Source organism: Pseudomonas sp. PGPPP4 (genome assembly GCF_002256045.1).
Taxonomy (GTDB): domain Bacteria; phylum Pseudomonadota; class Gammaproteobacteria; order Pseudomonadales; family Pseudomonadaceae; genus Chryseomonas; species Chryseomonas oryzihabitans.
In genome coordinates, this window is record NZ_NKID01000016.1 from 60914 (window position 1) to 74061 (window position 13148).

Genomic DNA, 13148 nt, shown 5'->3' on the forward strand with positions numbered 1-13148 from the left:
CTCCCGTGGCTTAGGCAAAGGTCGGATATTCAGGTCGAGCTCGGCTGGGCACCCTGCAACAGCCGGGGCTTGCAACCGTGACAGCAGGGTGCTGTCCTCTGCGCTAGACCGCAGCGGTTGCCGTGAGGTCCGAACCGGTACTTTCGAGGAGCACGAGATGGTGGAAATCGATGTTCGCCTGCGCGAGCAGGTGCGTTTGCTGGGTGAGCTCCTGGGGCAGACCATTGCCGACCAGCATGGCGCGGCCTTTCTCGACAAGATCGAGCGGATCCGCAAGGGCGCCAAGGCCGCCCGTGGCGGCTCCGCGGAGGGTGCCCGCCAACTGGGCGACACCCTGGATACCCTGGCCGAAGACGAACTGCTGCCGGTGGCGCGGGCCTTCAGTCACTTTCTCAACCTCGCCAACATCGCCGAGGAGTATCACCGGGTCAGACGCCGCACCGAAGACGAGCCGCCGCCCTTCGAGCAGCAGGTACTGCCGGAATTGCTGGAGCGCCTGGGCGCGGCCGGTCACGCGGGTAGCGAGCTGGCCGAGCGGGTGGCGGCGCTGGACATCGATCTGGTGCTGACCGCCCACCCCACCGAGGTCTCGCGGCGAACCCTGATCCAGAAATACGACGAGATCAGCGCGCAGCTGGCGGCCCTCGATCATCGCGACCTGACCTCCGCCGAGGTGGCCGCCATCGAGGCGCGACTGCGCCGGCTGATCGCCGAGGCCTGGCACACCGAGGAGATCCGCCGTCAGCGGCCGACGCCGGTGGACGAAGCCAAGTGGGGCTTCGCGGTGATCGAGAATTCGCTGTGGCAGGCGATCCCCAGCCTGCTGCGCAAGCTGGACGACTGCCTGCAGGAACGCACCGGCCAGCGCCTGCCGCTGACCGCGGCGCCGGTGCGCTTCTCCTCCTGGATGGGCGGCGACCGCGATGGCAATCCCAACGTCACCGCCGCCATCACCCGCGAGGTGCTGCTGCTGGCGCGCTGGATGGCCGCCGATCTCTATCTGCGCGATGTCGACCGGCTGGCCGCGGAGCTGTCCATGCAGGCGGCGAGTCCGGCCCTGCGCGAGCAGGCCGGCGATCACCCGGAACCCTATCGCAAGGTGCTCAAGGTGCTGCGCGAGCGGCTGCAGATCACTCGCAGCTGGGCGGCCCATGCCATCACCGATCCCCATGCCGGCGCCCGGCATATCCTCAGCGACAACGCCGAGCTGATCGCCCCGCTGCAGCTGTGCTACGACTCCCTGCAGCATTGCGGCCTGAGCGTCATCGCCGACGGCTCCCTGCTCGATACCCTGCGCCGGGCCCGTACCTTCGGGCTCTATCTGGTGCGCCTGGACATCCGCCAGGACGCCGCGCGCCATGCCGCGGCCCTGGCCGATATCTGCCGCTATCTCGACCTGGGCGACTACGCCGCCTGGAGCGAGGCGCAGCGCCTGGAATTCCTGCGTGGCGAGCTCGGCAGCCGACGTCCCCTGCTGCCGCTGGACGCCGAGCTGGAGGCCGATACCCAGGAGGTGCTCGCCACCTGCCGCGTGATCGCCGCCTCGCCGCCCGATGCCCTGGGCTCCTATGTCATCTCCATGGCCGGCGCGGCGTCCGACGTGCTCGCCGTGCAGTTGCTGCTGCGCGAGTGCGGGGTACGCCAGCCGATGCGGGTGGTGCCGCTGTTCGAGACCCTCGACGACCTGGATCATGCCGGCAGCGCCATCGCCAGCCTGCTCGATCTGCCCGACTACCGCGCGCGCCTGGCCGGTCCCCAGGAGGTCATGATCGGCTATTCCGATTCGGCCAAGGACGCCGGCACCCTGGCGGCGGCCTGGGCCCAGTACCGTGCCCAGGAAGCCCTGGTGGACATCTGCGCCAGTCGTGGCGTGGAGCTGCTGCTGTTCCATGGCCGCGGCGGCACCGTGGGGCGGGGCGGTGGTCCGGCCCACGCGGCCATCCTCTCGCAACCGCCGGGCTCGGTGGCCGGGCGCTTCCGCACCACCGAGCAGGGCGAGATGATCCGCTTCAAGTTCGGCCAGCCGGCCATCGCCGAGCAGAATCTGGCGCTGTACCTGGGCGCCGTGCTGGAAGCCACCCTGTTGCCGCCGCCCGCGCCGGAGCCGGCCTGGCGCGAGCAGATGGATCGCCTGGCCCGCGACAGCCTGCAGGCCTATCGCGGCGTGGTGCGCGAAGACCCGCACTTCGTCAGCTATTTCCGCCAGGCCACCCCCGAGCAGGAGCTGGGCCGGCTGCCCCTGGGCAGTCGCCCGGCCAAGCGCCGCGAAGGCGGCGTGGAAAGCCTCAGGGCCATCCCCTGGATCTTCGCCTGGACCCAGACGCGGCTGATGCTGCCGGCCTGGCTCGGCTGGGAAAGGGCCCTGGAAGAAGCCGAGCGCCGGGGCGAGTCGCCGCTGCTGCGCGAGATGCGCGAGCGCTGGCCGTTCTTCCAGACCCGCATCGACATGCTGGAGATGGTGCTGGCCAAGGCCGAGGCCGAACTGGCGCGGCTCTACGACCAGCGCCTGGTGGAGGCCGACCTGCAGGTGCTCGGCAGCCAGCTGCGCGAGCGGCTGCACCAGGCGGGCGTGGCGGTGCTGCGCCTGACCGGGCAGGGCGAATTGCTCGAACACCATCCGGAAACCCTGGTGTTCATCGCCGTGCGCAACACCTATCTCGATCCGCTGCACCTCCTGCAGATCGAGTTGCTGGCCCGGGCGCGGGCGGCCGGCGAAAGCCAGCCGGCGGCGCTCGATCAGGCCCTGCTGGTGAGCGTGGCCGGGATCGCCGCGGGACTGCGCAATACCGGTTGAACAGACTGTCGCTTTTGCCGGCGCCCGGGGTCGTCTGGACGGGCCCGGCACCTGCGACGCTTGGTAACTTGTGCGGCCAGGGGGCGCTGTGTATGGTTGGTCCCTTTGGCCGTCTCGTGTCGTCGACAACAATCATCGCGACAGCGCCCTGCGCGGGCTGCCAGTCCGAGACCATTCTAAGGAGCAACAGATGCGCGTAATCCTGCTGGGAGCGCCCGGTGCCGGCAAAGGTACTCAGGCCCGGTTCATCACTGAGAAATTCGGCATTCCGCAGGTTTCCACCGGCGACATGCTGCGGGCCGCGGTCAAGGCCGGCACGCCCCTGGGCCTGCAGGTCAAGGACATCATGGACAACGGTGGCCTGGTCTCCGACGAGATCATCATCGCCCTGATCAGCGAGCGTATCCTCGACGCCGATTGCGCCAAGGGTTTCCTGTTCGACGGCTTCCCGCGCACCATTCCCCAGGCCGAGGCCCTCGAAGCCGCTGGCGTCAAGATCGACCACGTGCTGGAAATCGCCGTGGATGACGAAGAAATCGTCCAGCGCCTGTCCGGTCGCCGCGTGCACCCGGGTTCGGGTCGCGTCTATCACATCGAGCACAATCCGCCGAAGGTCGCCGACACCGACGACCTGACCGGCGAGCCGCTGGTACAGCGCGAAGACGACCGCGAAGCCACCATTCGCAAGCGTCTGGATCTCTATCATTCCCAGACCAAGCCGCTGGTGGACTTCTACCAGAAGCTGGGCGCCGCCCAGGGCACGCCGAAGTGCAGCCGCATCGAGGGCGTGGGTTCGGTGGACGCCATCACCGCCAAGGTGCTGCAGGCGCTGAACTAAACGCCGGTCATGGCCGCCTGTGCCTGCAGGCGGTCCGGTCAAGGCGCCGTCCTGGCGTCGCGACCGATGGGCGGGTCCCCTCGCGACCCGTCTTCCTCTAGAATGCGCAGCCCTTTTCCCAGTTGCGGATCTGCCTCATGTCCATCCTGCTCGCCCTCGACACCGCCACCGAAGCCTGCTCGGTCGCCTTGCATCTGGGCGACGAGATCATCCATCGCTACGAGATCGCGCCGCGCCTGCATGCCCAGCGGGTCTTGCCCATGGTGCAGGAGCTGCTGGCCGAGACCGGTCTGAGTCTGGCGCAGGTGGACGCCATCGCCTTCGGGCGCGGTCCCGGCGCCTTCACCGGCGTGCGCATCGCCATCGGCGTGGTGCAGGGCCTGGCCTTCGGCCTGGACCGGCCGGTGCTGCCGGTATCGAATCTGGCGATCATCGCCCAGCGCGCCTGGCGCGAGCGCGGCGTGACCCAGGTGGCTGCGGCCATCGACGCGCGCATGGACGAGGTCTACTGGGGCTGCTATCGCCTCGACGGCGCGGCCATGGTGCTGGCGGGGGCGGAAGCCGTGCTGGCGCCCGAAGCCATTGCCCTGCCGACCGCCGCCACCGGCGACTGGTTCGGTGCCGGCACCGGCTGGGGCTACGTCGGCCGCATGGCCGTGCCGCTGATCGAGCAGGATGCCAGCCTGTTGCCCCATGCCCAGGACCTGGCGGTTCTGGCGGCCACCGCCTGGCAGCGCGGCGAAGCCGTGTCGGCCGAGTCCGAAGCGGCGCAACCCGTTTATCTGCGTGATCGGGTCGCCACTCCCAAGCAGTCGGTCTGACGGCAGGAAACCGCGCGTAATAGTCTGACGTCCAAGCTGTAGATGCCGCTCGTCCGCCGGTCGCGACGGGCGTCCGACCCTTGATTGTCGTAGCTTTCGACCCTACTTAGAGTAGTGCCATCCGTTCGGGACCTGCCATGCGCATTGACAGCGGCTATTCCTCCTCTGCTTATCCCCTGAATCGTTCCTCGCGCGCGGTCACGCCCGTACGCGAGGTGGCGAAGGATGAGGACGCCCGTCAGAATGCCATCGCCCGGGAGGCCGCCGGCAATCCCCGGCCCGACGTCGCACCCCTACGCCGTGTGGAAGCGGCTGCGGCGACCGATGCCGGCAATGGCAACGGTAACGGCCTGGTGCTCAGCGAGCGCGAAGGGCGCTTCGCCAGTCAGCTCACTGCCCGTGCCCAGCAGGCCCTGGCCAGCTACGGCAGCACCGCCGCCTTCGGCGCCGAGCCGGACGGCTCCTCCAGCGTCGTGGGTCTCGACCTCTACGCCTGATGCTGCCGTACTATCTCGGCTGCCCCTCCTGGAACGACAACGCCTGGCGCGAGAGCCTCTACCACGGCTTGCGTCCGGGTGATTTCCTGCCGCGCTATGCCCAGGTGTTCAACGCCGTGGAAGGCAACACCACCTTCTACGCCTGGCCCGCGGCGGACACCATCCGCCGCTGGGCCGAATTGATGCCGGCCGGCTTTCGCTTCTGCGCCAAGTTTCCCCGCGACATCAGCCATGCCGAGGATCTGCGGGTGCAACTCGCCAGTGCCCGTACCTTTCTCGAGCTGCTGGCGCCCCTGGGCGAACGGGCCAGCCCGCTGTGGCTGCAACTGCCAGCGGGCTTCGGGCCCGATCGGCTCAGGGAACTGCAGGTCTTTCTCTCGGCCATGGCGCCGCGTTGCGCCCTGGCGGTGGAGGTCCGGCACCTGGCCTTTTTCGACAAGGGCGAGTCCGAGCGGGCCCTGAACCGCCTGCTCATGGACCTGGGCGTGGAGCGCGTCGGCCTGGATTCCGCGGCCCTGTTCAGCGCCGATCCGAGTGAGCCGGCCGTGCGCCTGGCCCAGGCCAAGAAGCCGCGGGTTCCGGCTCGCGCCCTGGCGTTCAGCGAGCATCCCCAGGTGCGCTTCATCGGCCGCCTGGAATTGGCCGCCAACGACTACTACCTGGCCAAGTGGGTCACCCGGGTGGCCGACTGGATCGAAGCGGGCAAGGTGCCCTATGTCTTCCTGCACACCCCGGACAATCGCCAGGCCCCCGAGCTGGCCCTGAGATTCCACGCCCAGCTGCGCGAACGCCTGCCCGGTCTGCCGGCGCTGCCCGAGCTGAGTACCGCCGACACCGAACAACTCGGCCTGCTCTAGCCCGCGCCGGTTGTCGCGATACGTTTGGCGACGTTTTCACCGGCATTCCCGCGGCTCGCTCCGGTCAGATGAGGTCTACCGCCTCGTGAATCCCCTTCGGCGCGCCGCATGAAAGCCAGACACCTGCTCGGTCTCGTCATCCTGCTCTACGGCGGTCTGCACACCGCCTTCGACCAGGGCTGGCTGCGCATTCCGCCCGCCTACAACCCCTGGGCGCCGCTGGATATCCAGGCCCCCACCAATGCCGTCACCCGCCTCAAGCTCTGGCGCCTGCAGGCCGATGCCAGCTATTGCGCGGCGTCCCTGGCCACCTCGGCGCTCAACTATCGGGAATTGCGCGGCAATGCCGGGTCGGCCGACTGCCCGCTGGAGCGGGCCGTGCGCATCCAGCGCGGTGAAGGGGTAAGACTCAGCGGCAGCTTTCTCGCCAGCTGTCCCCTGGCGGTGAGCTTCGCGCTGTTCGAGCGACAGGCGCTGCAGCCGGCGGCCGAAGCCGTCTATGGCCAGCGGGTGGCCGAGGTGGAGCACTATGGCAGCTTCGCCTGCCGCAACATCTATGGCCGCGCCAGCGGTCGGCGCAGTCAGCACGCCACCGCCAATGCCCTGGACATCGCCGGGTTGCGCCTGGCCGACGGTCGGCGCATCAGCGTGGCCCGGGACTGGACCGGCGATCCCCAGGCCCAACGCTTCCTGCGGCTGGTGCGCGACGGGGCCTGCCGATCCTTCAATACCACCCTGGGACCGGACTACAACGCGGCGCACCGCGATCATTTCCATGTCGACATGGGTGGCTTTCGCGTCTGCCGGTAGAATGACGGGTCTTTTCGCCTGCGAGTCGCCCATGTCCACCGCCCACCCCGCGCTTATCGTCGAAGCCCTGGAACCCGCCTTCACCGAGGCCGCCGCGGCCTGGGCCGCGCGCCTGGGCCTGCCCCTGGGCAGCGCCACCTCCGAGGAATTCGCCCTGCAGGTGGGCGCCCAGGGCCTGCAACTGGTGCAGCGCGGCCCGGAGGCGCCGGGTCCGGTGCGGGTGGATTTCGTCGAGGGCGCGGCGGCGCACCGGCGCAAGTTCGGCGGCGGCGCCGGCCAGATGATCGCCAAGGCGGTCGGGATCGGCCCGGGGGTGCGCCCGCGCATCCTCGATGCCACCGCGGGTCTGGGGCGCGACGCCTTCGTGCTGGCCACCCTGGGCTGTGCGGTGACGCTGGTCGAGCGCCAGCCGCTGATCGCTGCCCTGCTCGAAGACGGCCTTGCCCGCGCCGCGCGGGATCACGAGGCGGCCGCCATCGCCGCCCTGATGACCCTGGTGCAGGCCGACTCCACCGCCTACCTGCAGCGCGGGGAGGGCGAGGCGCCCGAGGTGATCTACCTGGATCCCATGTTCCCGCACCGCGACAAGAGCGCCCTGGTGAAGAAGGAGATGCGCCTGTTCCGGCCGCTGGTGGGCGACGACCTGGACGCCCCTGCGCTGCTGGCCGCGGCCCTGGCCCGCGCCAGTCACCGGGTGGTGGTCAAGCGCCCGCGCAAGGCGCCGGCCATCGAGGGGGTGAAGCCGGGCTATGTGCTGGAGGGCAAGTCCAGCCGCTACGACATCTATCCGAAGAAGAGCTTCAAGTCCGCCTGAACGAAAAAGCCCGCGGGCGGAAGGACTCCGGCCGCGGGCGCGGGTGTCACCGACCTCAGACGGTCGCGGCCTTGGGCGCGCGACGCTTGCGCCAGGCACGGTAGAAGGGCAGGGCCACCATCAGGATGCAGACGATCCAGATGGCCTGGCTGATACCGCTCTGCCAGAGGATGCCCATGTCGCCGTTGGAGATCGACAGTGCGCGTCTCAGGCTGGTCTCCATCAGCTCGCCGAGGATGAAGCCCAGCAGCAGCGGCGACAGCGGGAAGTCCAGCTTGCGCATGATGTAGCCGAAGATGCCTACGCAGACCATCAGCACCAGGTCGAAGGTGGTGGCGTGCACCGCATAGACGCCGATGCCGGTGATGATGGCGATGGCCGGGGCCAGCGACCAGTTCGGCACCTCGAGGATTTTGGTGAACATCTTCACCATGGGCACGTTGAGGATCAGCAGCATCACGTTGGCGATGAACAGCGAGGCGATCAGACCCCACACCAGATTCGGCTCGTTCTGGAACAGCAGCGGGCCGGGGGTGATGTTGTAGAGGGTCAGGGCGCCGATCATCACCGCGGTGGTGCCCGAGCCGGGGATGCCCAGGGTCAGCATGGGAATCATGTTGCCGCACACCGCCGCGCCGATGGCGGTTTCCGGCGCCGCCAGGCCGCGCAGGTCACCCTTGCCGAACTTGCCATCGGCACCGGCCATGCGCTTCTCGGTGGTGTAGGCCAGGGCACTGGCCAGGGTCGCGCCGGCACCCGGCAGCACGCCGATGATGAAGCCGCTCACCGAGCTGCGCAGGTTGACCATGAACACGCTGCGCGCTTCGCGCACGTTGAACAGCATGCGCCCGGTGGCCTTGACCGCGACCTGGCCATGATGGGTCTGCTCCAGCAGCAGGAGCAGTTCGCTCACCGAGAACAGACCCAGCACCAGGATCACGAAGTCGATGCCGTCGGCCAGGTGCACGTTGTCGAAGGTGAAGCGGTAGACGCCGCTGTTGGCATCGATGCCCACGGAAGCGATGGCCAGGCCGAAGAGGGCGGCGACCAGGGTCTTGACCGGCTTCTCGGCGGCCATGCCGGAGAGGCTGAGGATGGCCAGGGCCATCAGCGCGAAGTATTCCGCCGGACCGAAGGCGATCGCCCATTTCGCCAGCAGCGGCGAGAACAGCACCATGCCGCAGGTGGCGATGAAGGCGCCGATGAAGGAGCTCCAGGCCGACAGCGACAGGGCCACGCCCGCCATGCCCTGGCGGGCCAGCGGATAGCCGTCCAGACAGGTCATCATGGTCGCGGCTTCGCCGGGGATGTTCAGCAGGATCGAGGAGATCCGCCCGCCGTATTCGCAGCCCAGATAGACCGCCGCCAGCAGGATCAGCGAGGTTTCCGGCGGCAGGCCCAGGGCGAAGGCCACCGGGATCAGCAGGGCGATGCCGTTGATCGGTCCGAGACCCGGCAGCAGCCCGACCACGGTGCCGATCAGGGTGCCGATGAGGGCCACGATCAGGTTGGTTGGCGTCATGGCGACGCCGAAGCCCTGCATCAGAAAATTCAAGGTATCCATGTCAGCCCTCCAGGAATTCCAGCACGCCAAGGGGTAGGGGGACTTCCATCACCCGGTCGAACAGCACATAGAGGCCGATGGCGAGCAGCAGGCTGACCAGGGCGCAGGGCATCAGGCGACCGCCGTAGAGCAGACCGCAGAGGGTGGCGGTGATGAAGGCGCTCAAGGGGAAGCCCAGCGGCTGGAAGGTCAGGGCATAGCCCAACAGGATGGCGCAGCAGGCCACCACCTTGCGCAGCGAGGAGGCGTCCAGCGGTTTCTGGTCTTCGCCATCGCCGATCGGCGTGGGGCGGATGATCAGATAGGCCAGACCCAGGCTCATCAGCCCGAACATCAGCATCGGATAGGCCCGCGGACCGACCGGCTCGTAGGAAAAGGGCGCCTGGTAATCCCGGGCGATGAACAGCATGACGAGTCCGGCCACCAGCCAGACCGCCATGAAGGCGCGTTGGAAGATCATGTCGACATCCTCGAAGGCGCCCTAGGGGCGCCGGGGCGGGGGCTCAGAGTCTTTTCACGATCGGCTGCGCGTCGGCCAAGCTGCGTTGAAAATACCTTCGGAATGCTCATTTACCATTTGTAAACTCCGCTTCCTCAGGCACTTTCGCCTTGCTTGGCTCTAGCTCGCGGGATCGTGAACAGCCTCTTACTGGATCAGGCCGAATTCCTTGGCCATGCCGCGGTAGCGCGCCACTTCCTTCTGCACATAGGCGTCCAGCTCGGAGCCGGTCATGGCGAAGGGGAAGAGTTCGCGCTGATCACGCAGCTTGGCGAAGTCGTCGGAGGCCAGCAGCTTGTCGAAGCTGGTCTTCCACCAGTTGTACTGCTCGTCGGTGACCTTCGGGCCGACATAGAAGCCGCGGACCACCGGCCAGACGATGTCGTAGCCCTGCTCGCGCGCGGTGGGGATGTCCTTCATCGCCGGTTCGTCGAAGCGCTGCTCGGCGAAGACCGCCAGCAGGCGCATGTTGCCGGCCTCGACATGGGGCATGGAGTCGGAGATGTCGGTGCTGCCGACCTGGATGTGGCCACCCAGCAGCGCGGTGGCGATCTCGCCGCCGCCTTCCAGGGCCACGTAGCGCAGGTCCTTGGGATTGATGCCGGCGGCCTTGGCGATCAGCGCCGTCTGCATCCAGTCCTGGCTGCCCACGGTGCCGCCGGAGCCGATCACCACCTTGCTCGGGTCCTTCTTCAGCGCCTCGACCAGGTCACCCAGGGTCTTGTAGGGCGAATCGGCCTTGACCGCGATGGCGCCGTAGCTGGCCCCCACTGCGGCCAGCCAGCGCACGGCCTTCTCGTCGAAGCGACCGAACTTGCCTTGCGCCAGGTTCAGCAGCGAACCGCTGGAGAAGGCGACGATGGTGTCGCCATCCGCCGGCCGCTGGGCCACCACGGTGTTGTAGGCCACCGCGCCCACGCCGCCGGGCATGTAGGTCACGCGCATGGGCTTGTCCAGCAGCTTGGCTTCCACCAGGCCGCTCTGGGCCAGCTTGCAGGTCAGGTCGAAGCCGCCACCCGGGGAGGCCGGGGCGATGCATTCGGGACGCTTGGGTTCGGCCATGGCCTGGGCGGACAGCAGCACGGAGGCGGCCAGGGTCAGGGTGAGGGTACGCAAGGTGGTGCTCATCGAAGTCTTCCTTTTGTTGTTATTTCAGAAGCTGACAGGCGGACACGGCTCAGGCTCGCCAGGGCGGCGATCGTTCGGAGAGGGGGTACGGGAGCACGTGGAGCTGCGCGAGGGCGAGCATGGATGTCGTTCCGCTTGTTATTGTTGTTGGCCAACCAGGGGTGGCGCTTGGGCAAGCATCATGCGGTTCTGGGACCGCTACCTTTCACTCTAGACCGCCAAGCTTTCAACAGCCTTTCAGGTGTGAAAGGCGGCGATAGTGCGGTGCCGGCTGCAGGCCAGCCGGCCGCTATCCGGTAAACTCGGATTTTTTGAGCGGGAGCTGTCAGCGTGCGCATCCTATTGGTCGAAGATCATCCGCCACTGGCCGAAAGCGTCGCCCAGGCGCTCAAGAATGCCGGACTCAACGTCGATCTGCTCAACGATGGCGTGGCCGCCGACCTGGCCCTGCAGAGCGAAAGCTATGCCCTGGCCATCCTCGACGTCGGCCTGCCGCGCATGGATGGCTTCGAGGTGCTGGCGCGCCTGCGCGAGCGCGGCGATCGCCTGCCGGTGCTGATGCTGACCGCGCGTGGCGAGGTCAAGGATCGGGTGCAGGGGCTCAACCTCGGCGCCGACGACTACCTGGCCAAGCCCTTCGAACTCACCGAACTGGAAGCCCGGGTCAAGGCCCTGCTGCGCCGCAGCGTGCTGGGTGGCGATCGGCAGCAGCGCTGCGGCCCGCTGATCTATGATCTCAACACCTCGCGCTTCACCCTGGGCGAGGAGGCGCTGTCGCTCACCTCGCGCGAGCACGCCGTGCTGGCCGCGCTCATCGCCCGCCCCGGACGGGTCATGAGCAAGGAGCAACTGGCCGCCCAGGTCTTCGGCCTGGACGAGGAAGCCAGTCCCGAGGCTATCGAGATCTATGTGCACCGCCTGCGCAAGAAGCTGGAAGCCGGCGCGGTACGCATCGTCACCTTCCGCGGCCTGGGCTATCTGCTGGAAGAGCAGCATGGCTGAGGTGGCGAAGGCGGCCGGCAGTCTGCGCGGGCGACTGCTGCTGCGACTGGCCGTGCTCCTGGCGGTGATCCTGGCGGTCAGCAGCCTGGCGGCCTATCTCAATGGCCGGCGGCTAGCCGACGTGGCCTATGACCGGACGCTGCTGGCCTCGGCCCGCACCATCGCCGCCGGCCTGTCGGCCACCAATGGCACCCTGCGCGCCGATGTGCCCTACATCGCCCTGGACAACTTCGCCTACGACAACGTCGGGCGCATCTTCTACCAGGTGCTGGATACCCGCGGCCGGCTGATCTCCGGTTACGAGGAAATTCCGCCACCGCCACCGGACGCTCCTCTGACCCGCGACTATCCGGCCCTGGCCCGCTTCTACAACAGCACCTACCGCGGCAAGGACGTACGGGTGGTCAGCCTGGCCCAGCCGGTCAGCCAGCCGGATCTCACCGGCATGGCCGAGATCCGCGTCGCCGAGACCGCCGAAGCCCGCGAGGAGGTGGCCCGCAGCCTGCTCACCGACACCCTGATCCGCCTGGGACTCATGGGGCTGGGTGCCATCCTGCTGGTGTGGATGGCGGTCGGCGCCGCCCTGCGCCCCCTGGAGCGCCTGCGCCAGGCCGTGGAAGAGCGGGGCGTGGACGACCTGCGACCGCTGCCCGAGGTGCGGGCGCCCCAAGAGCTGCTGCCGCTGGTGCATGCCCTGGAGGGCTTCACCCTACGCCTGCGGCGGCTGTTCGAGCGTCAGGCGGACTTCATCGCCAACGCCGCCCACGAATTGCGCACCCCGCTGGCGGCGATCAAGGCGCGGGTCGAGCTGGGCCTGCGCGAACGCGAGCCCCAGGCCTGGTACGCCACCCTGGAGGAGACCCGCGCCAGTACCGATCGCCTGGCGCGCCTGGCCAACCAGCTGCTGTCCCTGGCGCGGATCGAGAGCGGCGCCCAGGCCATCGCCGAAGGTGGCGCCGAACGCCTGGAGCTCAGCGACCTGGCCAGGGAACTGGCCATGGCGCTGGCACCCCTGGCCCATGCCAAGGGCGTCGCCCTGGCCTTCGAGCCCTTCGCCAAGGCGCCGGTGATCGGCGAGCCGACACTGCTCAACGAACTGCTCTGCAATCTGGTGGAAAACGCCCTGGCCCATAGCCAGTCAGGCGGCAACATCGTGGTGCGGGTGCTGGCCCCGGCGGTGCTGGAAGTCGAGGATGACGGTCCCGGCATTCCGGCCAATGCGCGGGCCAAGGTCTTCGAGCGCTTTCAGCGCCTGGATCCGCAATCCGGGGGCGCCGGTCTGGGACTGGCCATTGTCGGTGAGATCTGCGCCGCCCACCGGGCACGCATCCAGTTGCTGGACGGCGCGCTCGGCGGGCTAAGGGTACGGGTCGAATTTCCCGCCGAGGAAGCCTAGGTGTGATCTCTCAGTAGGTTGTTCATCCGGGGCATTCCCGGAATTCTGGAAGCGCGACCAACACAGCCTTCCAGGAGCCCCGGATGAACCTGCATAAACATGCCCGTCTTACCCCTCGAGGTCGAGCC

The 13148-nt window shown here is 68.2% G+C and carries 12 protein-coding genes; 9 read left to right on the forward strand and 3 right to left on the reverse strand.

Going from position 1 to position 13148, the window contains the following annotated elements:
• Positions 1-157: 157 nt before the first annotated feature.
• The 7 genes from ppc to CFE50_RS21045 all read left to right on the forward strand — a co-directional run bounded on the left by ppc (position 158) and on the right by CFE50_RS21045 (position 7431).
• Positions 158-2794: a phosphoenolpyruvate carboxylase gene (gene ppc, locus CFE50_RS21015; protein ID WP_286737135.1), complete on the forward strand. Its 2637-nt coding sequence runs from the start codon at positions 158-160 to the stop codon at positions 2792-2794.
• Between the two features lie 190 nt (positions 2795-2984).
• Positions 2985-3632, forward strand: a complete 648-nt coding sequence (gene adk / locus CFE50_RS21020; RefSeq protein WP_007161975.1) for an adenylate kinase — start codon at positions 2985-2987, stop codon at positions 3630-3632.
• Positions 3633-3769: 137 nt separating this feature from the next.
• Complete coding sequence (gene tsaB, locus CFE50_RS21025; protein ID WP_286737136.1) at positions 3770-4453, forward strand: tRNA (adenosine(37)-N6)-threonylcarbamoyltransferase complex dimerization subunit type 1 TsaB; 684 nt, start codon at positions 3770-3772, stop codon at positions 4451-4453.
• A 137-nt stretch (positions 4454-4590) separates the two neighbouring features.
• Positions 4591-4950 (forward strand): hypothetical protein, encoded by a 360-nt coding sequence (locus tag CFE50_RS21030; RefSeq protein ID WP_241809352.1) that lies wholly within the window; start codon positions 4591-4593, stop codon positions 4948-4950.
• A complete protein-coding gene (locus tag CFE50_RS21035) occupies positions 4950-5807 on the forward strand; it encodes a DUF72 domain-containing protein (protein ID WP_241809351.1) in 858 nt (285 codons plus the stop codon). Before CFE50_RS21030 ends, CFE50_RS21035 begins: the two co-directional genes overlap by 1 nt.
• A 108-nt stretch (positions 5808-5915) precedes the next feature.
• The gene (locus tag CFE50_RS21040; RefSeq protein ID WP_278443308.1) at positions 5916-6617 is read left to right on the forward strand and encodes an extensin-like domain-containing protein; all 702 of its coding nucleotides are present in this window, start codon (positions 5916-5918) and stop codon (positions 6615-6617) included.
• Positions 6618-6648: 31 nt separating this feature from the next.
• On the forward strand, positions 6649-7431 hold the full coding sequence (locus CFE50_RS21045; RefSeq protein WP_286737137.1) for a class I SAM-dependent methyltransferase: 783 nt from the start codon (positions 6649-6651) through the stop codon (positions 7429-7431).
• 55 nt (positions 7432-7486) lie between these two features.
• Here the strand turns inward: CFE50_RS21045 and CFE50_RS21050 are convergent, their stop codons facing one another.
• From CFE50_RS21050 to CFE50_RS21060, 3 genes are all read right to left on the reverse strand, one after another.
• Complete coding sequence (locus CFE50_RS21050) at positions 7487-8995, reverse strand: tripartite tricarboxylate transporter permease (RefSeq protein WP_241809348.1); 1509 nt, start codon at positions 8993-8995, stop codon at positions 7487-7489.
• 1 nt (position 8996) lies between these two features.
• A complete protein-coding gene (locus CFE50_RS21055; protein WP_007161982.1) occupies positions 8997-9455 on the reverse strand; it encodes a tripartite tricarboxylate transporter TctB family protein in 459 nt (152 codons plus the stop codon).
• A gap of 186 nt (positions 9456-9641) precedes the next feature.
• Positions 9642-10622, reverse strand: a complete 981-nt coding sequence (locus CFE50_RS21060) for a Bug family tripartite tricarboxylate transporter substrate binding protein (protein ID WP_007161983.1) — start codon at positions 10620-10622, stop codon at positions 9642-9644.
• 330 nt (positions 10623-10952) lie between these two features.
• Here CFE50_RS21060 and tctD point away from each other — a divergent pair, with 330 nt between their 5' ends.
• Together tctD and CFE50_RS21070 are read left to right on the forward strand one after the other, a co-directional pair.
• Positions 10953-11624, forward strand: coding sequence for a two-component system response regulator TctD (tctD, locus tag CFE50_RS21065; RefSeq protein WP_007161984.1), 672 nt, complete (start codon positions 10953-10955; stop codon positions 11622-11624).
• Positions 11617-13020: a sensor histidine kinase gene (locus CFE50_RS21070; RefSeq protein ID WP_241809347.1), complete on the forward strand. Its 1404-nt coding sequence runs from the start codon at positions 11617-11619 to the stop codon at positions 13018-13020. The genes tctD and CFE50_RS21070 overlap by 8 nt, the downstream gene beginning before the upstream one ends.
• Positions 13021-13148 lie beyond the last annotated feature (128 nt).

Excerpts from the sequence above, each read along its gene's own strand:
- tsaB (WP_286737136.1), top strand. The coding sequence starts at position 3,770 with ATGTCCATCCTGCTCGCCCTCGACACCGCCACCGAAGCCTGCTCGGTC.
- CFE50_RS21050 (WP_241809348.1), bottom strand. The coding sequence starts at position 8,995 with ATGGATACCTTGAATTTTCTGATGCAGGGCTTCGGCGTCGCCATGACG.
- CFE50_RS21035 (WP_241809351.1), top strand. The coding sequence starts at position 4,950 with ATGCTGCCGTACTATCTCGGCTGCCCCTCCTGGAACGACAACGCCTGG.
- CFE50_RS21055 (WP_007161982.1), bottom strand. The coding sequence starts at position 9,455 with ATGATCTTCCAACGCGCCTTCATGGCGGTCTGGCTGGTGGCCGGACTC.
- CFE50_RS21030 (WP_241809352.1), top strand. The coding sequence starts at position 4,591 with ATGCGCATTGACAGCGGCTATTCCTCCTCTGCTTATCCCCTGAATCGT.
- CFE50_RS21040 (WP_278443308.1), top strand. The coding sequence starts at position 5,916 with ATGAAAGCCAGACACCTGCTCGGTCTCGTCATCCTGCTCTACGGCGGT.
- CFE50_RS21070 (WP_241809347.1), top strand. The coding sequence starts at position 11,617 with ATGGCTGAGGTGGCGAAGGCGGCCGGCAGTCTGCGCGGGCGACTGCTG.
- CFE50_RS21045 (WP_286737137.1), top strand. The coding sequence starts at position 6,649 with ATGTCCACCGCCCACCCCGCGCTTATCGTCGAAGCCCTGGAACCCGCC.
- adk (WP_007161975.1), top strand. The coding sequence starts at position 2,985 with ATGCGCGTAATCCTGCTGGGAGCGCCCGGTGCCGGCAAAGGTACTCAG.
- ppc (WP_286737135.1), top strand. The coding sequence starts at position 158 with ATGGTGGAAATCGATGTTCGCCTGCGCGAGCAGGTGCGTTTGCTGGGT.
- CFE50_RS21060 (WP_007161983.1), bottom strand. The coding sequence starts at position 10,622 with ATGAGCACCACCTTGCGTACCCTCACCCTGACCCTGGCCGCCTCCGTG.